Source organism: Fenollaria timonensis, from assembly GCF_001457835.1.
GTDB lineage: Bacteria > Bacillota > Clostridia > Tissierellales > Peptoniphilaceae > Fenollaria > Fenollaria timonensis.
Genome location: NZ_LN898230.1, coordinates 161,500 through 187,530, shown reverse-complemented (window position 1 = coordinate 187,530; position 26,031 = coordinate 161,500). Strand labels below are relative to the sequence as shown.

General features: G+C 28.3%; 10 protein-coding genes. 2 read left to right on the top strand and 8 right to left on the bottom strand.

Features of this window, described 5'->3' with window-relative positions; translation table 11 throughout:
- Positions 1–20 precede the first annotated feature (20 nt).
- The 6 genes from BN3004_RS03970 to BN3004_RS03945 form a co-directional block, all read right to left on the bottom strand.
- Complete coding sequence (locus BN3004_RS03970) at positions 21–5,531, bottom strand: non-ribosomal peptide synthetase (RefSeq protein ID WP_058259951.1); 5,511 nt, start codon at positions 5,529–5,531, stop codon at positions 21–23.
- 19 nt (positions 5,532–5,550) lie between these two features.
- The gene (locus BN3004_RS03965) at positions 5,551–8,991 is read right to left on the bottom strand and encodes a non-ribosomal peptide synthetase (RefSeq protein WP_058259950.1); all 3,441 of its coding nucleotides are present in this window, start codon (positions 8,989–8,991) and stop codon (positions 5,551–5,553) included.
- Positions 8,992–9,014: 23 nt separating this feature from the next.
- Positions 9,015–10,607 carry an AMP-binding protein gene (locus tag BN3004_RS03960; protein WP_019117152.1) on the bottom strand — a complete coding sequence of 531 codons (1,593 nt, stop codon included), beginning with the start codon at positions 10,605–10,607 and terminating at the stop codon, positions 9,015–9,017.
- Positions 10,607–11,299 (bottom strand): 4'-phosphopantetheinyl transferase family protein, encoded by a 693-nt coding sequence (locus tag BN3004_RS03955; protein ID WP_058259949.1) that lies wholly within the window; start codon positions 11,297–11,299, stop codon positions 10,607–10,609. Before BN3004_RS03955 ends, BN3004_RS03960 begins: the two co-directional genes overlap by 1 nt.
- Positions 11,289–12,041, bottom strand: a complete 753-nt coding sequence (locus tag BN3004_RS03950; RefSeq protein ID WP_058259948.1) for a thioesterase II family protein — start codon at positions 12,039–12,041, stop codon at positions 11,289–11,291. The genes BN3004_RS03955 and BN3004_RS03950 overlap by 11 nt, the downstream gene beginning before the upstream one ends.
- 162 nt (positions 12,042–12,203) lie before the next feature.
- Positions 12,204–12,575: a metal-dependent transcriptional regulator gene (locus tag BN3004_RS03945; RefSeq protein WP_082244075.1), complete on the bottom strand. Its 372-nt coding sequence runs from the start codon at positions 12,573–12,575 to the stop codon at positions 12,204–12,206.
- A 799-nt stretch (positions 12,576–13,374) separates the two neighbouring features.
- Between BN3004_RS03945 and BN3004_RS03940 the strand changes: the two genes are divergently transcribed.
- Positions 13,375–13,743, top strand: coding sequence for a plasmid mobilization protein (locus tag BN3004_RS03940; RefSeq protein WP_002838925.1), 369 nt, complete (start codon positions 13,375–13,377; stop codon positions 13,741–13,743).
- Complete coding sequence (locus tag BN3004_RS03935; RefSeq protein ID WP_058259946.1) at positions 13,743–15,113, top strand: relaxase/mobilization nuclease domain-containing protein; 1,371 nt, start codon at positions 13,743–13,745, stop codon at positions 15,111–15,113. Before BN3004_RS03940 ends, BN3004_RS03935 begins: the two co-directional genes overlap by 1 nt.
- 165 nt (positions 15,114–15,278) lie before the next feature.
- Here BN3004_RS03935 and BN3004_RS03930 read toward each other — a convergent pair whose 3' ends face one another.
- Both BN3004_RS03930 and BN3004_RS03925 read right to left on the bottom strand, forming a co-directional pair.
- Positions 15,279–16,421, bottom strand: a complete 1,143-nt coding sequence (locus BN3004_RS03930) for a hypothetical protein (protein ID WP_058259945.1) — start codon at positions 16,419–16,421, stop codon at positions 15,279–15,281.
- A gap of 33 nt (positions 16,422–16,454) precedes the next feature.
- Entirely contained in the window at positions 16,455–24,821 is an 8,367-nt protein-coding gene (locus BN3004_RS03925; RefSeq protein ID WP_432416310.1) for an SNF2-related protein, read from the bottom strand.
- Positions 24,822–26,031 lie beyond the last annotated feature (1,210 nt).

The following is a 26,031-nucleotide window of genomic DNA, read 5'->3' as shown; positions in this document are numbered from 1 at the left end:
TATATTATTATTTAAATAGACTATTTATATGCATTAAAGTCTAATATTCTGCTTAAGTTTTTCTTTAAGTTTTCTCCATTCAAGCAATCAAAATGTTGCCCTACTATTTCGTCGTAAAATATTTCTCCATTCAAATATTCTTCCCAAGTTTCTCTATCCTCAGCAAAGAATTCTCCATAAAAACTCTTTTCCTGTTCCTCACAATAAAAAACTCTGACATTTCCATAATACTGTTTAGGTATATATGTTGATATACAACCGAAATTTTGGGAGAATATGTTAAAAAGCGTATTAAGCATACGTATTTCTGAATCTTGAAGATTCAAAGACTCCCTTTTTATTGTTGAATATAAATTATTAAGCCTTTCAGATAAAGGTGTGTCTTTTAACTTTTTAAACTGTTGTCCAATATATTTATATTCATTTGACAATTGAATAAAGGAGTTAACATTCAAATCTCCATCACCATTAATTACCATATCATAAATGCAATCATTTAATTCATGATCCTTTATCTCATGCCCAGCGTTAGAAATATCTGCATTTATTAGTCTTGCAAAAGTTCGTTCTAACAGAATTTCATTTTTTAAATTAGAGTGCAAAGCTTTTTTATATTTTGTTGGTGAAATATCTCTAAATAGTGTTCTTTCCTGAGCTTTAGGTATAGTCGTACTTATCAAAGTAACATCAATAACCTTTTTATTATTAGCATTTAAAAATTCAGCAGTTTCTAATGCAATTAAACCTCCAACACAATGTCCTATTAATATATATTTTGAGTAATTCAAATCTCTTAAGATTTTACCGTATTTTAATCCTAATAATTTAAAAGTATCTTCTGTTTTCATAGAAATATATTCGGCTTCATCACCGAAAGTAAATCCTAACACAGCTTCATTTGCTTTACTATCTTCCTTTATATAATTAATTATTTCAGTATACGCAGAAAGAGTTCCTGTTCCAGCATGAAAAATAACTTTAGCTACCGATTTATTATTATCTATAGTGGATTTCTTGATAGTTAGCAGTGATGAATCATGATATTCCTCCCCTTTTTCAAACTTGTCTTGTATCCTTTTAGATATTTCTCTAACCGTTTGAAATTGCATCATTTCAGATAACAAGGCACTCCATTCCCAATCCTTAGCCTCTGGAACTTCCTCTAATATCTTTGTGACTATTTGTGCAATCAGTAAAGAATCTCCACCAACAGAATAAAAGTTATCATCTAGCCTTAAGTTTGTTATTCCAAGTTCTCTTGTCCAAATTTTTTCTATTTTTTCTTCAATTGCAGTTTTTGTCTCCTCTATAACATGTTTTTCATTTTTCACGGTATTTTCGAATAATTTTTTTAATGATTTAATATCAATTTTTCCATTAATTGTTGTAGGAATTTTAGATATTATTTTAACATCATTAGGTATCATATAAGAAACCAATTTATTTTTAAGTTCATTGATAACTGCATTCTCTGTTATTGGTTTATATGAATCTTTAAATCTTACTACATATATAGTTTGTCCAAAATCATCTAGTGGACTATCTTCTTTAGGAAATTCATATATTATTTGACCATTATGGTTTTCAAAATTATCCTTCCATTGATTTCTATTAAAAAAAGTTTGTTCATTTAAACTTCTAATATCCGAAAATCCTGTCAATCCATCTTTAAATTCCATAGATGTTAGTAACATATAACTCATTCTAGTTTCATCTAATATGATTAATGAACCGTTTGGTGCTAACAAATTTTTAATATTATTCATAACAAAGTCTATATTTTTTGAGTTATGCAATACATTAGCGCACAATATTATGTCAAATGAAGATATGTCATAATTTTGTTCGTAAAAAACTTGATTTATATCAAAAATACCATAATTAACCCAATTATATTCTTTAAAATTACTTTTAGCTTTATTTAAAAAGAACGTAGATATGTCTGTAAAATAATATTCAACTTGTTCTCCATCTAGTATAGGTATTACTTCTAAGCTTGTCCCTCCAACTCCCGCACCGATTTCAAGTATCTTGATTTTTTTATCTTTATTTCTTTTTACAATAAATTCTATTTCTTTAGCTATAAAATAATTACATATTTTATTTATTTTATTTGTATTATATGAGGCTAGTGCAGGCTTTATATCACCTTTTGGAAATAATAAATTTAATGGATCTTCATCCCCTTTTATAAGCGCTACCAAATTTTGGCTAGATTTCTTTAAATAGTCAACAAAATCTTTACCATAATTAAATTCTTCTTCAATTTTATAGAACTCTTCCCATTGTTTGTCTGAATTTAGACAATTAACTTCTCCTACTAAATAATAAAGTTCATTTTCTCTATTAATAATTTTTTCATTTTCTAATACTTGAAGCCATCTTTTTGTTAATTTTTGTAGTTTTTCAGGTATTCCCATCCCATATATAATTTCTTCAAAAGTGTACTTTTCTGCATTATTAATAAAGAAACCACATTTTTGAAATGTATTCAAAATATCACTTATAACTACTTTTTCAGATGCTTTAATCCATTTTTCAATAAGTTCATCTTTAATATTTTCATTTATACTATTTTCTAACTCTTTTAATTTATTTACCTCTTCATTTCTATCCAATAAATCATCATTGATTATTATCTTTTTTGGTAAAATGGCTGCGCAAATTTTCTTTTCTAAACTATCTACATCAATTGTAAACACTTCAGCTGAATCAATATCTTTGTTTTCCAATAAAGCAGATTTAATTTCGGATAACTCAATTCTATGACCATGTATTTTTATTTGTGAATCTCCATCCTCTCTACCACAAAAAATAATGTCACCATTAGGCAAATAATAACCAATGTCTCCTGTTCTATAAATTCGCTCTCCATCATTGCCTAAAGTCTTGAATTTTTCAGCATTAAGTTTCTCATCATTTAAGTAACCTACAGAAAGCCCTGTTCCTGATATATACAAACTTCCTACAACATAATCTGGACAATCTTCCATTGCTTCGTTTAATATATAAAACTTTTGATTAGCTAAAGGTGTGCCATATGGAACACTATTTAGGAATGTTTCTTGTTTGCTAACCACATGATAGATAGACCATATCGAAGCTTCAGTAGCACCTCCCATACTTATTACTTGTGCATTAGGAAACTCACTATATATTTTTTCAGGAAGATCGATCGGAATCCAATCACCTGATAGTATTATAGTTCTTAAAAACTCACTTCTCCTTAAATTCTTAGACATAGCTAAGAAGTTAGTTATAAGTTGCATTTGAGCTGGTACTGAATTCCAAACGCTAACTCTATATAACAACATTTGATTGTATATAATATTTGGATCTTTTAATGTTTTTGAGTCTGGTAATACTAAAGTCCCACCCGCAAGAAATGAACCAAAAATATCATATACTGATAGATCAAAAGAAAGATTTGCTAGACCTAAAAATACATCATTTTCGTTAATTTTATATTTTTTATTAACATCAATTATAGTGTTAATAGCCGCTCTATGTGTAATCACAACTCCTTTTGGGTCTCCAGTTGTCCCTGATGTAAAAATTATATAAGCTTCATCATCATATGATTTTCTCTTGTTTTTCCAATATTCATATTCTACATTTTGATAAATTATGCATTCTCTCAAATCTATAATCTTTGTATTAAATTCATTTAAATTTGTGCTATTAAACGATAAAATTATTTTAGCATCAGAATTTTCAATTATTCTTTCTTTTCTTTTTATTGGTTGCGAAGTGTTAATAGGAATATACACAGCGCCAATAGCCAAAGTTGCTATTACAGATGCAACTTGCCAAACGCTTTTAGGGATATCAATAATGACTCTATCTCCCTTAGTTATTCCATTTTTTTCTAAATTTTTAAAAATTGAGTATACATATTTATTAAACTCTTCGTATGTGTATTCTTTGTTGTCGCAAATCAATGCCGTTTTATTTTTATGCTCTTTCAATGAGTCAAAATAACAATCTTCTAATCTTTTTATATTAAAGCTTTCAAATGTATCATTTACTGTTTTTCTTGTATCTAAACTGCTTTTACTTAATTTAGTAACAATCTTGTTATCTAAAATATTTTTATCTGATTTAAAATTTTCAATTATGTTAGTAAAGCATTCAAACATATCATCAATAATTTTCTTTTTAAATACACCATCCCTAATATCCCAATTAATTTTAACTCCATTATTTTCTTCCATAATTTGACAATCTAAATATACCTGTGGAGTTTGACTTATTCTGTAAATAATCTTTCTATTCGAAAGTATTGTGTTGCTATTTGATAACCCTATTGTGCTAGTAAAAACTACTGGTATAATAATGTTTTGTTTTCTTTTTTTACTCAATTTTCTCAAAACTTCAACACCTGAAACTTCTTTGTGTTCTAAATCAGTCCATAAATCATCTTGTAAAATCTTTGTTCTTTCTAAAAATGTCTTACTATAATCCATATTTATAGAAGTTATATTAACATCCGTAAAATCGCCTACTACAGAATCAATATCATCTACTATTTGGGGTCTGTTAAAGAAAGTAGTATTTATACTAAATTTTTTATTTGTCGACCAATATGCTATCGTTTCAGTTAGCACTGACATTATTAAAACTGATGGGGTAATATTATTTATCTTAGAAATTGCACATATTTTATCCCATTCAAAATTATTTAGTTGTATTGATTTTTGGCTAAAAGTTTTTACACCATTATTCTGTGAAAGTATGGGTAAATTAGGAGCTTCATAAATAACATCTAATTTTTTAGACCAGTATTCTTCATCTTGATTTTTATTTTTAGAACTAGTTATTGCTTTTTCTTGATACTTAAATACATCTCTATACTTGCTTGGAAAATTGACATAGCTGTTAGGATTTTTATAAAAATATTCTAAATCACTTAATATAATATTTATGCTATTATAATCTGCTATTAACATATCCAATGAAAAATGTATAACTGATACATTAGGTTTTAGAGTAATAGCAATTTCACACATCGGCCATTGCCCCAGTTTATATTGTTTAAATTCTAAGTCTTTTCTAAACTTACTAACCTCTCCATCACCAATTTTTATACTTTCAACTAAAATATTTGGCACATGTTCCTGAACAATTTGAGTTCCATCTTCAAAAACTACAGCCCTAAGCATATCATGTTTTTTTATTACCAAATTCCATGCTTTGTTTATTTTATCAACATCTAAGATGCTATCATATTCTATTTCTATATATGCGTGGCAACCAATTCCACCCAACTCAAAGTACTCATTTCTACCCATTACATAAGATGATTGTATATTTGTCAATGCAAATCTTTCGTATCTATTTTTTGTATCTTCATAATATAAAACTTCCTTATTGTCTAAATAGTCCAAAATTTCTTTCTTATTATTTTTAAGCCAAGATAAAATTTTGTTATTCATACTATCTTTAGGAGCACTAAACTTAAGTTTTTCACCATCTTTCCACACAGTTATCCCTTTTATTTTTAAATTTTTCAGTTTTTCTTCAATATTCATGTTATCCTCCAATATATAATTAAATTTCGTAGATTTCTACATCTTGAATCAAGGTGTCAATTTCCTTTGATAATTGTTTAATAGTTGGAAATTTAAAAATCTTATTTATAGAAATCTTTTCCTTCAACATAAAATCCGAATTTATTTCACTAATAATAGATATTGCTGCTAAACTATCCCCTCCCAATTTAAAAAAATTGTCCTCTACCCTTATATCTGTTATACTTAATTTATTTTTAAATAAATTTATTAAGTAAACTTCTGTATCGGTTAATTTGGGGTTTAAGTTGTTTTGGACAACTTTTTCAACTTTTAACGATTCGTTTACTATTATTTTTTTAATCTCTTCTCGATCAAGTTTGCCATTTTTTGTAATTTTTCTGCTATTACAAATATAATATTCCTCTGGAATCATAAACCTTGGAAGAATTCTATCTAATCTTTCTTTTAAATTATTTATATTGAAGTTATTGCTATTACATACAATATATAATCCAATTTTCATTGAATTATGACAATTTATAACGCTCGCACAGCAATCAATGATATCAGGAAATCCTTTAAGTACAGACTCAACCTCACCAAGTTCAATTCTATGTCCTTTAATTTTTACTTGAGTGTCTTTTCTTCCAAGAAATTCAATAGTACCATCATTCCAAAATCTTCCATTATCTCCAGTTCTATACCATCTAAGTCCATCTTCTTCAAAATACTTTCTATTAGTTAGTTCTTCATCTCCATGGTAGCATTTAGCAACACCAACTCCACCAATTAGAAGTTCTCCCTTAACATAATTAGGGCATATTCTACCTAATTCATCTACTACTCTATAGACTTGGTTTTTAAGTGGTCTTCCATAAGGAATGGAAATCCAATCTTTAGGTATTTGTCTCGGCACATTTAAATAATTTGACCATATAGATGCTTCTGTTGCCCCGCCCATAGCTACAACAATGGAATTTTCTTTTTCGCTTAACTTGTAAAATCTTCCTGGTAGATCTTTTGCTATCCAATCTCCTGATAACATAACAATTCTAAGTGGCAAGCTTTTCTTTTCACCCTCTGCCATAGTTACGAGCATGTCAAAAAGTATAGGTACAGAGTCCCATATACTTACCTTATATTTTTCAATAATTCTAATCCATTCATCAGGATTACGATAATTATCTTCATTAGTTGTTATTAAAGTTCCACCTGTGCCAAGTATTCCAAAAATATCATATACTGATAAGTCAAAGTCTATTGCTGACACCATAAGTAACGTATCATTTGAATTAATAGAATATTTTTTATTTAAATCATTAATAGTATTAATGGCACTTGTGTGCATGATCTCAACACCCTTTGGCACTCCTGTAGTACCTGATGTCATTATTATATAGGCTGAGTCAAAAGAACTTACTTCTATAGGCTTATCAAGACTTAAGAATTTATCTATAGTCTTGTCTAAATCAATTAAAGAAACTTCTCTCGTATCTAGTTTGCAATCTTCTATTGTTTTATTGTCACTGATTACAAACTTTATACCTATTTGTTCGTATATTTTACTTCGCCTTTCACTAGGTTGATTTATTCCAATAGCAACATATGCTGCTCCAGCAAAGAGTATTCCAAATATAGCATAAATTTGCTTGCTTGATCTCGGGAGAGTAATGCCTACATATTCTCCCTTTTTTATTCCATTTTCCTTTAAATATCCCGCTATATTTAAGGATTTTTCATATAAGTCCATATAGGATATTTCTTCTTTAGTTTCTGAATCTATAATTGCAATTTTTTCTGGATTTTCTTTTACATTTTTTAAAAATCCATCATATAATCTCTCATCAGGAAAGTTTAATGGAAGAATTGATTGAAGCTCTTTTTCTCTTGCTAGTTTTTGATTTTCTGATAGCACATCAAATTTGCTTTCCCAATTTTCTTTTTCTGCTAGTCTTAAAAGTTGTTTTTCTAAAGAATTTAACATATCATCTAACATTTTTTCAGGGAAAAGTTCATCTACACTATCCCAGCATAATACTAAATCTCCATCTTTTATATATGATTGGAAATCTAACCATACTCCCGGAGTTTGTGATACCATATATGTAATTTTGCCCAAAGCTTTCCTTGAAATTTCAGTTTCTAGTGGATAGTCTATGTTGCACGCAAAAACTACAGGTGCTACATTAAGGCTTGTACCCTGTGATTTTGATATATCCCTTTGAACTTGTACTCCACTATAAGATGAATGACTAACATTGTCTATAAAGGTTTTGCTTACTCTATTCAAAGTTTCTAGGAAAGAAGCATCATTTTTTCTTTCATGCTCTACTAATAAGATATTTGTAAAGTCTGCCACCATATCTTTCAAGTTTTCGTTTGAAAGATCTCTATTAAATAATGGTAAGTTTATAAAAAACTTATCTTGGTTAGTCCATCTTTCTAGAATTAAAGCATGCGCAGTTAATAAAACCATTGATGGTGTAGATTTATAGCTTGCTGCAAGCTCTTTTATTTTGCTCCATTTATCTTTTTCAATAACTCGTTTCCTTCTAGTAAATCTCGTTTCTTTAATTTGTTCAGGAGCTTTCTTTAATGGTAAATTAGGTCTTTCTATCTCAAATGAGTCTATTTTTTCTTTCCAAAACTGTTGGTCTTTTTTATAGATTTCAGAGTCTACTTCAAGATTGTTTATATAGTCTTTAAAGGTATAATTGTTTAGATTGTCTAATTCTTTTCCTAAATACGATTCTCCTAATTCTTTCAAAAGAATACTCATACTCATGACATCGGCAACAAGTAAATCTAAATCAAAGAAAATTTTATTTCTATTCTGTGATAGATTTGCAAGTTTTAATCCTGCGACTTCTCCCATTTTTACTCTGAGTTTTCTATGAGATAAATTTTCTCGTATTTCATCTAGTCTAATTTTGGTATCTTCTTCATCTAAATTAGATAAATCAAAAACTTCAATTTCTTCGCCAAAAGGTTTATCTAATATTTCTTGTTTTCCATCCTCTGTGAACCTTGCTCTAAGCATTGGATGTCTATATTGAAGTTTATTCCATGCATCATTCAATCTTTTACAATCTATTTCTTTTCCATCTATTTCAATATAGGCGTGGCAACCTACTCCTCCTTGTATTTGATTATCATGACCACCTACAAGATAAGCATACTGAATATCAGTTAATTCAAACAGTTTGTTTCCTATGACTTTTTTATTAGAATTATTTGGATTATTTAATTTACGAGCATTTTTTATTGCAACTTCCCATTCAGCAAAACATGGCTTTTCCATTAATTTAGAAAACGATACATTAATATTGTGCCTTCTTAATTTACTTATTATTCCCATAACATTTACTGAAGTTATTCCCAACTCTATTAAATTATCATGATTTTTTATATCATCTTTATTTATATAACTTTTAACTTGAATTTTAATTTCATTTAATAAATCGTATAAATCAGGCATTCTTTCTTCTCCTCTCAAATATTCTAATTTCCATAATTCTCTATTAGCCTTTTTCTATCTATTTTTCCCGTAGCAGTTAGCGGCCAATTATCAATTATCTTCATACAATCTGGAATCTTAAATTCTGCTATACCAGTTTCTTTAAGTGTTTGAATGATTTCAGAGAACATCAAATTTTTGTCTTTTTCTAGTATACATACGCAAATTTTTTCTCCTAATATTTCATCAGGAACTCCGACTACTTGAACTTCTGATATCTTTTTATTCTTTAGCAATAGGTTTTCTAATTCAGAAGGAATAATTTTTTCTCCGCCTTTAATTATCATTTCTTTAACCCTACCAGCTATTTGATAGTTTTCGTTTGATAACTTTCTAGCTCTATCTCCAGTTCTAAAGTATAATTCTTTGTCTAATATAGAGTTATTAACATCATTCATTCCACCGTAATACTCATACATTGTATACGGCCCCCTTATTAATAATTCACCATAATCACCAGTATTTACTTCTTCTCCAAACTCATCTACTATTTTTACACTATCACCAATAGATACAGGTTTGCCCTGAGTATTAAGCCTGGTGTCCATGTTATCATCAAATCTCGTACACATAACTAGTCCTTCAGTCATTCCATATAATTGTGAAATAATACACCCAAAACTCTTTTCGATTTCAAATGCTTTGTTATATTCTAAAACTGATCCACCTACTTGTATAATTTTTAAAGATGAAATATTAATTTTTTCGAACTCTAAAAAATCCATACATAAACTTGCTAAAGCTGGAACTAAAGCCATTGTACTAATATTATGCTCTTCTATATTGTAAATTATTTCGTCAGGACTTGGTGTCATAGATATTACACACTTAGCTCCATGATAAAATACTCCTATTATCCCTGGATAAGATAAAACAAATTTATGAGATAGAGATAATGCCATCAAGTATATTGTAGCATCTGAATAATTTAGGGCACTTCCTATTGCTATAGCCGAACAAATTAATTCGCAATGTTTCATTGGTATCATTTTAGGACTTCCCGTTGTTCCACTCGATAGCATGAGTAGAGCCATCTCTTTATAATCAATATCTATATACTGAGATGAATAATCTTTATCATTGAGTTTGTAAAAATTTTTATATCCTTGATTATCTCCAAGAATATAAACTTCAAAATCTATATTTAATTCTTCTCTTACTTCTCTTATCATATCAACATATGAAAAGCCAAGATATTTATCCTTAGCTATATATGCTTTTGCCCCTGATTTTTCTAATATTCCCTTTATTTCATTTTTCCTATGAGCTGGAAGTGATAATACTGGAATCACACCAATCTTAAACATGGCAAAAAGGATAATAACAAATTCGTGACAATTAGGAAGTTGAAGAACGATTCTATCCCCCTTTTTAAATCCAGCTTTCAATAAACCATTGGCATAATGGCAAGCTTTTCTATTTAATTCTTGATATGAAAGTTCAACGACTCCATCTACTAAGGCAATCTTATCCCTATATTTTTTAGCACAATCTTCAATAAATTCTCCTAAAGTCATATGCGGCCATACTTGTTCATCATAAAATTTTTCCAATTTTTCTTTTAATTCAATGTTCATTAATTCTCCTCCAAGCATATTGCGCCGACATATTTGTCGTCATGGTTCAATGACTTTAATCTGCTTATTGTATTCCTTTTACTATCATTAATTTTTATAAATTCATTTTCAAAAGAAATTATTTCAATCTCTTTTAAATTTCTTATAAGACCAATACCATCACATTTAAGATAGGCTTCTTTTGCAGTCCAATATCTATGGAAACTTATTATATTGTTATCTATATTTATAATTTCATCTCTAGTAAAACAGTTTTCTAATATATCTTTAAACTCAAATTTAAAATTTATTTTTTCAACATCTATTCCTACTTCTCTTTTAGAAAAAGCTAACAAGACTAATCCTTCAGTGTGTGAGATGTTAAACTTTAATCCTATAGTGTTTTCTAGGTAAGGCTTATTGTTTTTATCTCGTTTGACTATTAAATCATTAATTCCTTTTTCTAGTAAACCTTTTAGGGATAAATTAAGTATTGCCCTTGATACTAGATAATTAATTTTTGCTATTTCTGATTTATAATCCTTTGATTTTATTATCTCCTCTTCAGTTAAATAAGAAAGTAATTTTTCTTCTAATAATTTGTCTGTATAAGCCTTAATTAGTATTAAATCATTATTAGATAATTTAGCTTTTAAATTTTCTAAAGTAAGAAAATCTTTAGTATTTCTTATCTCATATTCTTCAATTTTCATTTACTTTTATAAACTCTTTTATCTCTTTAATGACACTTTCAGGAGATGTATTGACAAACATATGCTTGCCATCGATATATCTATAAGTGAATTCTTTTGTGGTATAATCTTGCCATTTTATAAGTTCATCTAAAGTCATTTCTTGATCTTTATCTCCCATAAGACCTAGTATAGGTGATTCTAATTTCTCAAATTTTGTGTCTTGATAGTCTTCATCTATTACAAAATCTGCCCTAAGTGTTGGCAAGAAAATAGAAATTAAATCCTTATTGTCTAAAATTTCTTTTGGTGTTCCTTCATATCTTCTTAAGCCTTCTATAAATCCGTCATCGTCAAGATGATAAATTGGATGAGGTTCTTTATATAATGGAGCACGCCCTCCTGATATAATTATTCCTCTTGGATTTATGTAATCCGAATTTTTAATTCTTAATGCTAATTCATAGACTATTTTTGTTCCCATACTGTGTCCAAATAAATGATAAGGTTTTCTAAAATCAAAATTTTCTTTCATGTCTTCAAATAAACTATCCACTAAGATGTTAATGTCACTTATAGCCTTTTCAGAAAACCTGTTTTCTCTTCCTGGATACTGGGCAACAAATAATTTTATATCTTCAAACTCATCTTTCCATTTTCTAAAGGCAGACACTCCACCACCTGCAAATGGAAATATAAAAAGATTTGCTATTATATTATTTTCATTAATTTCTTTATTTAGTATTTCAAAGTTTTTTGACATAAATTCACCTTTTTATTTGTTTTCTGTTAGTATCGGCTAACTCAAAATTATTATATACTATTTGATAGCTTTTATCAATAGCTTTAAGATGCTTTTGAAAAAATAATTTTAAAGATAAAAATAGCATAGATATCTCATTATGCGAGCCATCTATGCTATTTACTATAAATTGGAATCGAAATGTTTTTTTAATTTTTCAAAAGTTTCATCAGAAATAACATGCTCTATAAGACAAGCTTCATTTTCAGCTTTTTCTGCATCTATTCCAAGTCTTATAAATACATCCGTCAAATATTTATGCCTTGTATACATTTTTTTGCAAAATGTTTTTGACTCCTCTGTTAAACGAATTATTTTATCTTCACCATAAATAATCAGCCCTTTATTTTCAAGTTTTTTTAACATTCTTGTAACAGTAGGTCTTTTATACTCTAAGTAATTAGCAAGATCCATGTTTCTTACTTCATCTTTTCCCAAAGATAAAATATATATAGCTTCTAAATAATTTTCCTCTGCAAATTCTCTGTGTAGAATGGATTACCCCTCCCTTAAAAATAAAAATAATTACATCCAAATTTAGTAAATACGAAATTAAAGAACTTAAAAAATGATTTCCTTAATTTTTATACTATCTCATTATACTTATAAAAATCCCTATTTAAAAGTAATTTTTAGAATATTCCTCTAGATTTGTCATATATTGTTTATTAACTTCAATATATGCGGTAACTTAATAAAATTTAATAAACACTTAACGCTTATAACTCTAATAGACCAAGCACATAAAACAATCCATTTCATCCCTAATATCTATAATTTTATCATAGATGATTAGGTTCATTTTTAAGAACTATGCTTAAAGCTGTTCTTATACTATTAGTATATGAGCAAGCACAGTAAGTGCATATGCACTTACTAAAAATGAAATAAGAATACTACGATCATATCGCTTATTTTTTCCATTTTACTTGTTGGGGAATATCCCCAAACCCCTAAATTTATAATAATTAAATTCAGCAACAAACGCTTATAATAGCTTCAACGTAAACTTGAATATTGTCTCAAAAAATGATAAAATATAAGCAATAAAAATTAAATCAGGAGATTTCCAGACGAAATATATAGAATAAATTAAACCTGTAAGTCAAGTAATCCTACTTGAATTTACAGGTTTTTCTTTTTTATTTCTATTAATAAATTTATTAGGTAGACGAACTTCAATGAGGTTTACTACGAGCTCTATATATACAATTATTATCCCATAAGAAAGAGGGATTGAGAACAAAATGTAGTATTTTATTACTACAACTATAATATACGAGGAGGTTAAATTATGACAAGTAGATTTAGGAATAACGGAATCTATTTAATGTTATCTGATGAGGAGTTAGAATTGCTAAATGAAAAATATAAAGCATCTAAGTGTAAAACTCTTAGACAATTTATTATGAAATGTATTTTAGAAAAAGATATTTATGTATTAGATATGGATGTCTTTCGTGAAATGTCAACAAATATAAGTCGTACTTCAAATAATATAAATCAAATTGCTAAAAGGATAAATACTACATCAATTATATATAAAGATGATGTAGAAGATTTAAAAAGCTTATTAGAAAATCAAGCGAAAGATATTTTCTCTATGCGTAAAAAAATATACTCTCTTACTAATTCTAATAGCATAAATACTGAGAAAAAATAATGGCAATTACTAAAATTCATCCTATAAAATCCACTTTAAAAATAGCACTTGATTATATTATGAATAGTGATAAAACAGATGGAAAAATTCTAATTTCCTCCCTAAACTGTAACCCTATAACTGCTCATTTAGAATTTGAACAAACAAAAATAGAATGTAATTCTAAAGCAAAAGTTTTGGCAAGACATTTAATTCAATCTTTTTTCCCCGGAGAAACTACTGCTGAAGAGGCTCATCAAATAGGAATAGAACTATGCGAAAAAATCTTAAAAGGAAAGTATGAATATGTTCTTACTACCCATATAGATAAGGGACATATTCACAACCATATACTATTTAATAATGTTTCTTTTGAGACTGGTAAAGCATATCAAAGTAACAAAAAAACTTATCACCAAATTAGAAATTATAGTGATAATTTATGTAGAAAGTATAAGCTATCAGTTATAGATGAAGATTATGTAAAATTTAAGGAAAAGTATAAAACCAATGGTAAATCCTACAAAGAATATATTGAATTTAAGAAAGGAAAATCCTGGAAACATAAACTTCAAATCGCTATTGATCATACTATTAATAAAGCAAATAGCTATGAGAATTTCTTAAAGCTTATGGAAGAATATGGCTATGAAATTAAACTTGGAAAATATCTTTCTTTCAGACATAAAAAACAAGGAGAAAAAGGGCGATTCATTCGTGCGAGGGAAAATACTCTTGGAAAAGATTATACAAAAGAGAAAATAAAAGAGAGAATTGAAAATAAGGTAAATGAAAATTACAAAAATAACAAAATTTGTTATGATAAAAAATCTTATAAGAAATTTGATAATATAATAGACATAGAAAGTAATGAAAAGGTTAAATCTTCTAAAGGTTATGAAATATGGGCTAGAAAACATAATATGAATACTATGGCGAAGACCTTAAATCAGCTTAGAAAATACGGTCTATCATCTAGTATGGATTTGGAAACTAAACTCCAAGAAGAGGCTGTTAATAGGCAAGAAATCCTAAATAAGATTAAAGATGTTGAAAAAGTTATGAGCGAAATTTACGCAGCTATTGAAGATATTAACACTATAAAAATGAATAAGGTTATCTATAAAACCTATAAAGAAAATCCAAATGATAAAGATTTTTATAGTGAATATAAGCCTCAAATTATCGCATATGAAAAAGCAATAAATGCTTTAGAAAAGTGTCAATATAAAAATCCAAGTATAAAAGAGTTGTCAAAATTATATGATGAATACAAAAATAAAAAAGATATTCTTATGGATGACTACGCCAACGAGAATATCTTGATAAATGAATTGACTCAATTAAGAAAGAATACTGATAAGTATATTTATAATGAATTATATAAGTAAGGATCTGGTGTATCAGTTCTCCGGTAGGGTAGTGTGAAAAGTTTTGTGTATCAGCCCTCCTGATAGGATGTGGCTGATATTTTTCAATATGACCAATCATTTTCCCTTAAAGACAACCAATAAAAAAATACAGGAGGCAGACTAAAACCTGCCCCCTATAATCTTTTACCTTTCTATGCTATTATGCTTTTTCTTCTTTTCATCCACTTTCATATTCCCTTTAGTCTTAAATTCCTTTAATTTCCCTATTGTTGATGCTTTTGCTTTAGTATGCTCTTTAGCTTTTAATAACTTTGCAGAGTATACTTTTAGACTTGTGTATTCCTTATTATCCTTTCCCATACTTTTCTTTTCTTTTCCAAATAGGTGTACAAAATCTCCTTTTTTCAAATTTTTTACTTGATTGATTTTGTCATTATAGGCGTAGCAGCTGATGAATTTTGCATTTCCTTCCTTGTCATTTTCAGCAATAGAAAAGGAGGCTACTTTAAAGTCCCTCCCATCTTTTGATTTTAAATCTTTAATTTCTATATCAGTTGCTATATTTCCATCTATATTTAATGTATCCTTTTCTTTATTATCTATATCTTTCATTTCTCTATCTCCTTGTTCTTGATTAGCTTCTAAATTTTCTTTTAACTCTTCTTCGTCTATATATTCAATAAACTTTTCATCAATAAGACCCATAACTGAATCGTTCATATAATTATCATAGGCATTATTAAGAACATTATCATTTTCTACTCCTGTTTCAAGAGATATAATACCTTTTACAAATTCTTTATGATTATATTCTGCTAAAAAATCTATTGTATTTTTCATGCTTTCAAAATTTGTATTTTCCATATTTGCTATTGTTTTTATATCACTTGCGTATCTAACAGAATCCCATTCATACTTTCCACTTTCTTTGTTAAACTCTACTCCTGTGGCTAAAATAAATTGCTTTCCGTCAAATAAGGTAGCTTGATTATCTTTCACATCCAATACCATAGTGTCCCCAAATTCAGTTTCAATTACATTTCCCTTTTTTATATTCATTTTTATTCCTCCATTTCTATTTTTATCTTTCTTATCTGTTAAATCTTTTATTTCTTCTTCCTTTCCATCACTAATAATAAATTGTTTTATTTCTTCAACTTTTGGATCATCGATTGTAGTCTGAATAAATTCAACTAATTTATCTTCTGAAGTGGCAAAATTTTTAATTCCATATTCAACTATATTGTTAATTATTCTCTGAGTAGCACCATCAAAAGAAAAATTTTCTCGAATAAATTCATTAAATCTATCTCTATCAAATTCCATATTCTTTGTCCTCTAATAATCTCATTTAAAGTTTTATCTGCCACATGGTTCACTATTATTTATTTCTTTTATATTATTATTTACTGCTAAATTCCCCTTATATTCCTTTAATTTATCCATAATAGATGTTTTTTCTTTCCTTTCAAAATCTCCTATTTCCTGCACTTTACTATCTCTAAAGTCAGCATCATTTCTATCTATTATTCCATCTAAATCCATATCTTTAGATAATGGATCATAGAAGTTTCCATCATCATCTATTTCAAGTCCCATTACTTCTCTCAGTTTTTCTTCATTTACTGATACAAGCTCACTAAAATTCCAAAAGCCAATAGATGTCTTTATCTGTACTAGCTCTTTTAAATCACTTGCATCTAAGGGATCATAGGTGTATTGAAAGCTGTCAATTAGGTTCTTATCTACATAGGTGTTCATCTTGTAATTTATTAAATCTAAACTTACTTGTATTTCATGTTTTTCATCTGGTGTAGTTGTATAAGCTATTCCTATATCTGTTAAGTCAGGAAATATAGTATCAAAGTCCTCTAACCTGTTTTCTTCATCATATTCTCTGTTAAGGAAGTCTATCAATTCTTCCTTTACTTCTTCTAGTAATGGATTATCTTGGCTTATATCTTCACTTTTTCCCATATCTAGTAAATTATTTACTTCTGCAAGTCTTAGTGTCTTATCCTTTAAAAGTTCAGCTTGTGGAAATGTCTTTTGTATTTCAATTTTGGCTGTTTGAAATTGCTCTTCTGTATCTTTTAGTTTTGAAATTGTATTTTCTAATCTTTCTGGTAATTTATCTAATACATTATCCATTCTTGTTATATTACCTATTTCATCTGTTCCAAACTCTCCTCTATATTCTCCCTTACCTTTTAATATAAAGTTATATTTATTGAAAAAAGAATCATATTTTATGGATAAATCAAAATTTCTATATTCACCTATTTTTTCTCCATCTTTATCCATTTCCCTATATATTTTAACTCCCTTAATTTTGTTCAACAAAAACTCTCCAGCTATTTTCTTATCTATATACTTCTTTCCGTCAATAATTAGAGAGGTAAATTTATTATCTTCTTTTAAATTTTTATCTACTTCTCTATAAGGCTCAACATTTTTAATATCTTCCTTTAAGTTCTCTATCCTTTCTTTTAATCTTTCTATTTCCTTTGGATAAAATTTAACTACTTTATCTTCCAGCTTGTAAAGATTTGATTTAAAATTGGACTCTAGCATTTTAAGTTTAGAAACTTCAACATCAAGGTCCATCTTCTCCTTTATTAATGGATTTCCTGTTGCAAGAGCTTTGATTTCGGCATAGTTTAATGTGGCTTCGTCTACATCTTCTGCAACTCTTACAGGAGTCTTTGACGTCATAATTTGGGAAATATATTTTTGTTTATTCTCTAAGGTTTGGAATAGATAGGCATCAAAAGTATTTTCTGTTACATATCTAAATATATGGACTTCCTTATTCTCATTTCCCTGCCTCACAATCCTGCCTGCCCTTTGAGAAAGATCAGCAGGTCTCCATGGTATATCAAGATCGTGAATTGCAATTAGTTTGTCTTGGGCATTAGTACCTGCTCCCATTTTCTGTGTTGAACCAAGCAAGACTCTTATTTCTCCCTTTCTTACCTTATCAAAGATAGCGTCTTTTTCCATATTGTTTTTTGCCTTATGAATAAATTCTATTTCATTTTCAGGTACTCCCATATCTATAAGTTTTGTTTTAATATCATCATAGATATTAAAATCATTACTTGGTGTAGACATATCACAAAATATTAATTGAGCAGATTTTTTATCTTTATATTTATCCCAAATGCTAAATACATTTTTTATACAGGTATTCACCTTACTATTAGGATCATCAGAAAGTAAAGGATTGATTAACCTTTGGTCAAGTGCCATTTTCTTTCCGTCATTTGTAATCAAAAGCATATTATCAACACTTGCATCTACCTGCTTATCACGAACCTTATCTGCTCTCTCGGAAAAAGTTTCAAGAATTTCTTTTTGTTCTTCGGTAGGCTTTGTTTTTATAGTTTCATAATGGGCAATTGGTGTAGGAAGATTTAAAACATCAGCTGTTTTAATATCCATAAATCCTTTTACAGTATTCATAAGTTCAGGAAGATTATAAAATTTTGCAAATCTGGTTTTGCTCCTATAACCATTACCCTCAGGATTTAATTCTATTGCCGTTATTGTTTCTCCAAAAGTAGACGCCCAAGAATCGAAATGTTGCAATTTCATCTTTTTTAATTCATCATACTGTAAATATCTCTGCATGGTATAAAGTTCAGCCATACTGTTGCTTACTGGTGTACCTGTGGCAAATACTAATCCTTTATTATTAGTTATTTCATCCATATAGCGGCATTTCATAAGCATATCTGATGATTTTTGTGAATCTGTAGAAGTAATTCCTGCTACATTCCTCATTTTAGAAAATAGATAGAGGTTTTTGTATGCGTGGGCTTCATCTACAAATAACTTATCTACTCCCAGTTCCTCAAAGGTTACAACGTCATCTTTCTTATAATCAGCATTTAGTTTTTCTAACTTTGTCTCTAATTTTTTCTTTGTTTTTTCTAATTGCTTTACAGTAAATCTTTGATCCCTTTCTCTCTTATATTCATCTATATAGTCAATGATTTCATCAATTTGACCTTGCAATTCATATTCTTGTCTTTCTTTTGATATAGGAATTTTTTCAAATTGACTGTGCCCTATAATAACAGCATCAAAACTTCCTGTAGCAATACGACTACAAAATCTTTTTCTTCTATCTGGTGTAAAATCTTTTTCTGTAGCACATAATACATTAGCTCCTGGATAAAGTTCATTAAATTCTCTTCCAAATTGCTCTACAATGTGGTTAGGAACAACAAACATTGACTTATTACTCATACCAAGTCTTTTTGACTCCATGGCTATACCTATCATTTCAAAGGTTTTTCCTGCTCCTACTTCATGGGCAAGTAAAGTATTTCCACCAAACAAACCTCTTGCTATGGCATCTTTTTGATGTGCTCTTAATTCTATTTCAGGATTCATTCCTTCAAAAGTAAGATTAGATCCATCATATTCCCTTTGTCTTATGGAATTGAATCTTTCGTTATAATCTTCTACTAATCTATTTCTTCTTTCCACATCATCAAATATCCAGCTTTTAAATTCTTCTTTTATCATCTCTTGCTTACTTCTTGCAAGCATTGTTTCTTTTTGATTAAGCACAGATTTTTTCTTTCCATCACTGTCTTCTACTTGGTCAAATACCTTAGTATCTCTTAAATTTAAAGTATCTTCTATCAATTTGTAGGCATTTACCCTATTTGTACCATAGGTAAAAGAAGCAAGGTCATTGTCCCTATCAGAGCTTTTTCCTTCAACTCTATATTCTCCTGTAAAGTCAGAATACTTAATATCTATATTCCACCTTGATGAAACTGGTGTTTTCAACAAATCAAACATAAATTTTTTGTAATCTTGTTCCGGTATCCATGTTGCACCCATTCTAACTGTAATCTCACTTGCATCTAGTGCTTTAGGCATTACTTCCACTAGCTTTGCTTTTTGAAAATGTAACTCTTCTAATTCTTTTTTTAAGAGTTTACTATCCTCTAGATTTTCTTCCTTTCCTAACTCTTTTTCGATGTTTTTAATATAAGAGTCTACAACTTCAATTTTATCTCTTATATTTCCTGACAAGTATTCATCAGCACTTACGTAAGGTCTTGAAAAATCTCCTAGCTCATTAGCAGACTTAAATGGATTTATATCATTAGGTTCAAAGGAATCTAAATTTAAAAATATTTCTCCCTTTAATTCTTCTATTAATTTATCTCTTGTTTTTCCTGTCAATTCTTCCATATAATCAAAATTTATTTTACCTTTTTGACTAATAGAGAGTACCAGAGCATCTATTGCCCTATCTGTATGATCTATTATTACAGCTTTTTTTATAGTTCTCTTGTTAAAGATGTCAGATTTTCCTATAAAGTTGCCTTCTTTATCTAATTTTTCCAAAGTTGAAATTAAAGAAAAATTGGCATCTTCTCTAAATAACTTTTTATTGGTTTTTGAATTTAGTCTTCCATGTTTGCTATTGAAATCATCGTAGAATTTATTTAGATTTTCTTGTTCTTTTTTTATCTCTTCATCTGAATAGTCTTCTCTTTGATAGGTTATAACTTTCCTTAGACTTTCATTTAATCTTAAATATTTTTTTACCTTATCTTTATCCTTTTGGTTTAAGGATATTCTTTGCATAATTGAATTTTCTCTAAAATATATTTCATCATCCACTAAAGCAAAAGAATAGTTTTTAACACTATCATCAGCTGGTATTGTTTCTTCTCCTAAATCATCATTTATTTGAGCTTCTTCATACCTACCTTGGATATTTTTAATGGCTTTTTTTAGTCCTTCTTCTAAAGAAATATCTTTATTTTCAATACATGCAAGGCTTGTCCCAAATCTTGACGGTATTTCTTCCATAGTCCCTATTACCATCTGAGGATTATCTACAAAGTATTTATTATATATTAGTCCTTTTGCATCTTTGTCTAGCTTTATCCAGTCTTCATCTATCTTTAATAGCCTATTTCTCTTTTTTAAAAAGATTATATCTGAAGTTACTTCTGTTCCAGCTACCCCTTTAAATGTAGTATTTGGCAGTCTTATTGCTCCTAAAAACTCTGCTCTTTCCGATATATATCTTCTAACATCTTCACTTTTTTTATCCATTGTTCCTGAAGATGTTATAAAGGCAATGATGCCGCCATCTCTAACCTTATCTAAAGTTTTAGCAAAAAAATAATCGTGAATTAGAAAGTTATTTCTTTCGTACTCACGATCTGCTACTTTAAATTCTCCAAAAGGAATATTTCCTATGGCCACATCAAATAGGTTATTAGAAAAAGAAGTTTCTTCAAAGCCTTTTATTTGGATATTGGCATTAGGGTAAAGTTCTTTGGCAATTTGTCCACTAATGCTATCTAATTCAACTCCATAAAAGTTTGACTCTTTCATTTCTTCAGGTAGATTTCCTATAAATCTCCCTGTCCCAGTACTTGGTTCTAATATATTTCCTATTTCAAATCCAAGATTAGAAAGACTTTCATAGATAGCGTCTATAACTACTTTCGGCGTATAAAAAGCTGTTAAGGTTGATTCTCTTGCCCTATTATATTCTTCCCCAGTTAGATTTTCTTTTAAAAAGTTTCTTGCATCAAGCCATTGACCTTCCTTTTCTTCATCAAATACATCAGAAAGTCCTCCCCAGCCGATATATTTTGCCAAAATTTCCTGTTCATCTTTTCTTGCACTTCTATTTTCTTTTTCTAAAGCCTTTAAGACATTTATAGCTTCAATGTTGTTTTTTAATCTCTGTGAAGGTGGTAGGATTTCTTCTTCATTAATAATTTTATAGTTTTCTAAAGAAACTTCAGAAACACCTTCTATATTCTCTCTATCAGTCCTTATTAAATCATTATTTTCTTTCCATTCCTTATATTCTTCTAACTTCTTATCAATAGTTTCTTTTCTATGAGTGGTTAATTTCAATGAATTACCATCTCCGTCAATTTTGTCAATTCCTTTGAGGTAAGAAAAAGGTAGAGTAAATTCCCTATGATTTTTTGGATTAGATGAACTATATACTAAAAATTCTTCCTTTTCATTATCAACACTTACTATAAACTGATCAGCAACAAGAGAAGATTTATTATTTATTACATCAAGGCTTTTATATAAGAGCCTTGAATTGTCTTTTTTAACTTTTTCTTCGTTATTATTGTCAATATCTTCAAAGCTAATTTGTTCTACTAATTCCTCTTTATCGATAGATTGTTTTTTACTTAATTTATCTTTTTCACTAGATTTATATTCTTCTAAATCTTCCTTTCTTACAAAGATATTAGAAACAGGTCTTTCTCTACTATATATTACTTCAGTAATACCACTCTTATCTATTGTACTTAAAGCTAATCTACCCATTCCAGCTTCATTAAATTCATTTTCTTTAATTAAATATTCCTTATTTCTAAATTGAACTGGTAATCCTAAAAGACTATAATCTTCTATTTCTAACGGAATTAATTCCTCTTTTTTTATAACTTCCAAATCAAGATCTTTGTAGTCATTAAAAAGAATTATTTCACTTCCGGTAATAAAACCATTCATTAGTCCTGTGCTATCTTCTAGTTCTATAGTTTTAGGACTTGTAGTATCGTTAATGGCAGTTATAGTGTATTCTTTTCCTTTGTATCTAACATTCATACCTTCTTTAAATGGATTTTCTTCTTGCCTTGTTCTATCATTTTCAATTTGCTGATTTAAATATCCATTTAAAAGCACTTCTCTATGTTTATCATCAAGTAAATAAGGTAAGTTACTTAATATGTCCTTATAACTTTTATATTTTATAGCTTGATTAGAATTTAAAATATACCCATTGTATCGTAAATTTTGTTTAAGAGATTTTCCCTTAACATCTAAGATTAGCTCTACCTTATACCCTTCTTTTCCATCTATAATATTTTCTGGTTTTTTTAATAATCCATCTTCTATTTTCTTTGACAGTAGTAAGTATTCTTCATCTTGAGGATCAAAATAGTATTCTCTTTTTTCTTTGATATCCTTATCTATTAACATGGAAAGAACTTGTTTCTTATCTCTTATTTCTTCAATTTTGGATTTTTCTTCTTGCGATAAATTTATATTAAAAGTGATTTTATTTTCTTCATTTATATGTGCTAAATTTTGATATGCTCCATTGATTTCAAGATTTTTATTAAAAACATATATATCATTATAATAATCTGGAAATTGCTGATTAAAGCTTTGAACATCTATATCATAGCCTTCCTCAAATTTTGTAACTTTATCATCAGTAATTTCAAATAAACCTTCCCTTTCCAATTCTAATACATCATTTAAATTTGTAAGATTTGCTTCTTTCATTTTGGCAGTAATTTTATCAAACAAACTGTCTATTTTTTTGCTATCTTCAAAAGATTTCCCTTTATATAAAGTATAGATCTTTCCTTGTGAGTTTTCCTTTCTTGGATAAACTCTAATTCCTGTTTCTTCTAATTCTATATCCTTTGTTTTATATTTATCTACTAAAGCATAATAAAATCCTACTTTTACTGCTATTTTATCTTCTACAATCTCTTTTGTTAATTTTTCTTCTACTTCATTTCTTAATACTTCTAAAGCTTTTAAATCGCTTTCTTTAAAGGAATGTGAGAATAGTTTTAAGTCCTTATCAAAATAGGCATCATATGAATAATATATTATTTGATTATGGTTATTATCATATCCACTGGAAATATCTTTTATTTTTAAATATTTATTATCCTCTGTTCTAACTATATCTCCCACTTTTATAGAGAGTATCTCCTTATCATCTTCTATATTGTTTTCATGTGAATTATTTAAATATTCTCTATATCTATTTTCTATTCTAATAGCTAATTCTTTAACCTTATCTATTGCCTTCATATCATCCGGAAGATTTCCCTGTTTATCGGCAACTTCTCTCATGATTTTTACATATTCTCTTTGGAATACAGAGTTAAAACTTGCTAAGGTATTATTTCCTAAGTTTTCTCTTGCCTTTATAATTTCATTTTCTAAAACTTTATCCTTAACTAATACATCAAAAATTCTATCTTCAATTTGATTTATTGAAATTATTTTTTCATCTATCTTATTTCCTTCTATAGTTTGATTAAGTTCTATCTGACTTTTTCCTATTTGTTCATAAAGAAATTCAAAGTCTCTTTGGTTGATCTCATTTCCATCACCTATGTCTATCTTATAGTGATCAACTATTTTCCCATCTACTATATGGTTAAAATAGAATTTGGAATACCCCTCCCACTTATCAGTCATCTGCCCATATTCATCTTCTCCTAAGGTCTTATTATGAAGTCTTATCTTTTCATCTATTTCCCTTATTTCATCTAATAGTTCTTTAGTCAGCCTTTGTCCTGCATAATCTTTTTCTATTAGACTTGAACCCTCATTAAACTCAATTATCCAATAATCATCTTTTCTATGGCTATCTAAATCAAAACCTATATTCTCTTTATTTTTATTAGGATAAAATTCCTTAAATTCTTCAAAACCATTTACTATATCATCATCTATAACTTCTTTGTTAGAATTAACTACAATATTTGGAATATCATCATATCGACTTTGACTTTCTAAAAGGTAATATTCTCTTCCTTCTATTTCTTCCTTTTCTTTAATATAAAAAGTGTCATGTATTCCCTCAAGAATAATTCCATCGTCTAACTGGTCTAATGGTATATCTAATTGTTTTTCAAAGGCTATGGAATATATTTCTTCTTTTAAAAAGTTTGGCATAAATTCATCATAAATGATAAGTTTTCCATCATCACCTATACTTGCTACAGACTGTCCTTGATAATAATATATAGAACTATTATTTGTTCTTTCTATATATACATCATTATCAGTTGGAGGCAAATCATCTTGATAATTTATATACTCCTGGCTTTCTTTTTCTGTTTTATTTATTTCCTGATCTGTTTTTTTCTTCCTATTTTCTTCAAAACTTTCTTCATCTATATATCTATTCTTTTTAATAAGGTCATTAATTCTTCTTGCAACATTAGACCAAGATAGTAGTATTTCTTTTGCATTACCTTTATTATATTTTATTCCCTTCGCATCGTGCCACTCACCACTTTCTCTTGCAGCAGATAGTGCATGAGAACTTCCACCTACGCCATATTCATTTTTCAAGAAATCTGCTTGTTCTTTTAAATCATGCTTTTCAGTAAAAAATTCATATATTCTTTTCTTTCCATCAGAAAACCCGCTTCCTCTTTTTAGGCTTTCATCTATTTCATCTTGTGTTATAAAACTCTGAATAGGTGCAATATCCTTTAAATTTGACCTATATAATTTTCTTTCTATTTCTAAATCATTGATATCATTATAGATTTTAGATAATTTATAATGATGAAATCTTAAAATATCAGGATTAATCTTATATTCTTCTAAAAATACCTCGTATTCTTTTCTGAGTTTATTTATAAAATTTTTATCTTCAAGTTTTTTCCCGAGATTTTCTTTTTCATCTGGGAAGCCTCTTCCTTTTATATCATTAAGAATCGCTAAATATCTATCCTTAGTTTCATCAGTAAGATCTCTCTTTAAATACAATAATTTTTCTGCTATTTTTTCTCTTTCATATGTCGCACTTTCTACAATCTCAACATTGCTAGCAAATTCTCCTCTATCTAATAAATTATTAATATTATTAGCTAAATCTTTCCAAGAAACTATTTGCCCTTCTCTATATCTTGCCTCATCTCCATCTTTAAAAATTGCTCCTTCCTTTCCAAACCATGCAGATATCTTTCTTCCTTCAATTTCAAGACCATTGGCTCCCCTATATATTTCTTTCAAAAAGTTTGCCTGTTCTTCTAAAGATTTACCCTTAGAAAATTCTGCTATTACTGCTAATCTTCCATCTTCATGATTTCCTCCATGTATTAAAAATGTATCTATTTCTCTTTGACTTATTGGATTTGAGAAGGATATTTGC

Excerpts from the sequence above, each read along its gene's own strand:
- BN3004_RS03970 (WP_058259951.1), bottom strand. The coding sequence starts at position 5,531 with ATGAATATTGAAGAAAAACTGAAAAATTTAAAAATAAAAGGGATAACT.
- BN3004_RS03965 (WP_058259950.1), bottom strand. The coding sequence starts at position 8,991 with ATGCCTGATTTATACGATTTATTAAATGAAATTAAAATTCAAGTTAAA.
- BN3004_RS03960 (WP_019117152.1), bottom strand. The coding sequence starts at position 10,607 with ATGAACATTGAATTAAAAGAAAAATTGGAAAAATTTTATGATGAACAA.
- BN3004_RS03955 (WP_058259949.1), bottom strand. The coding sequence starts at position 11,299 with ATGAAAATTGAAGAATATGAGATAAGAAATACTAAAGATTTTCTTACT.
- BN3004_RS03950 (WP_058259948.1), bottom strand. The coding sequence starts at position 12,041 with ATGTCAAAAAACTTTGAAATACTAAATAAAGAAATTAATGAAAATAAT.
- BN3004_RS03940 (WP_002838925.1), top strand. The coding sequence starts at position 13,375 with ATGACAAGTAGATTTAGGAATAACGGAATCTATTTAATGTTATCTGAT.
- BN3004_RS03935 (WP_058259946.1), top strand. The coding sequence starts at position 13,743 with ATGGCAATTACTAAAATTCATCCTATAAAATCCACTTTAAAAATAGCA.
- BN3004_RS03930 (WP_058259945.1), bottom strand. The coding sequence starts at position 16,421 with ATGGAATTTGATAGAGATAGATTTAATGAATTTATTCGAGAAAATTTT.
- BN3004_RS03925 (WP_432416310.1), bottom strand. The coding sequence starts at position 24,821 with ATGCCAAACTTTTTAAAAGAAGAAATATATTCCATAGCCTTTGAAAAA.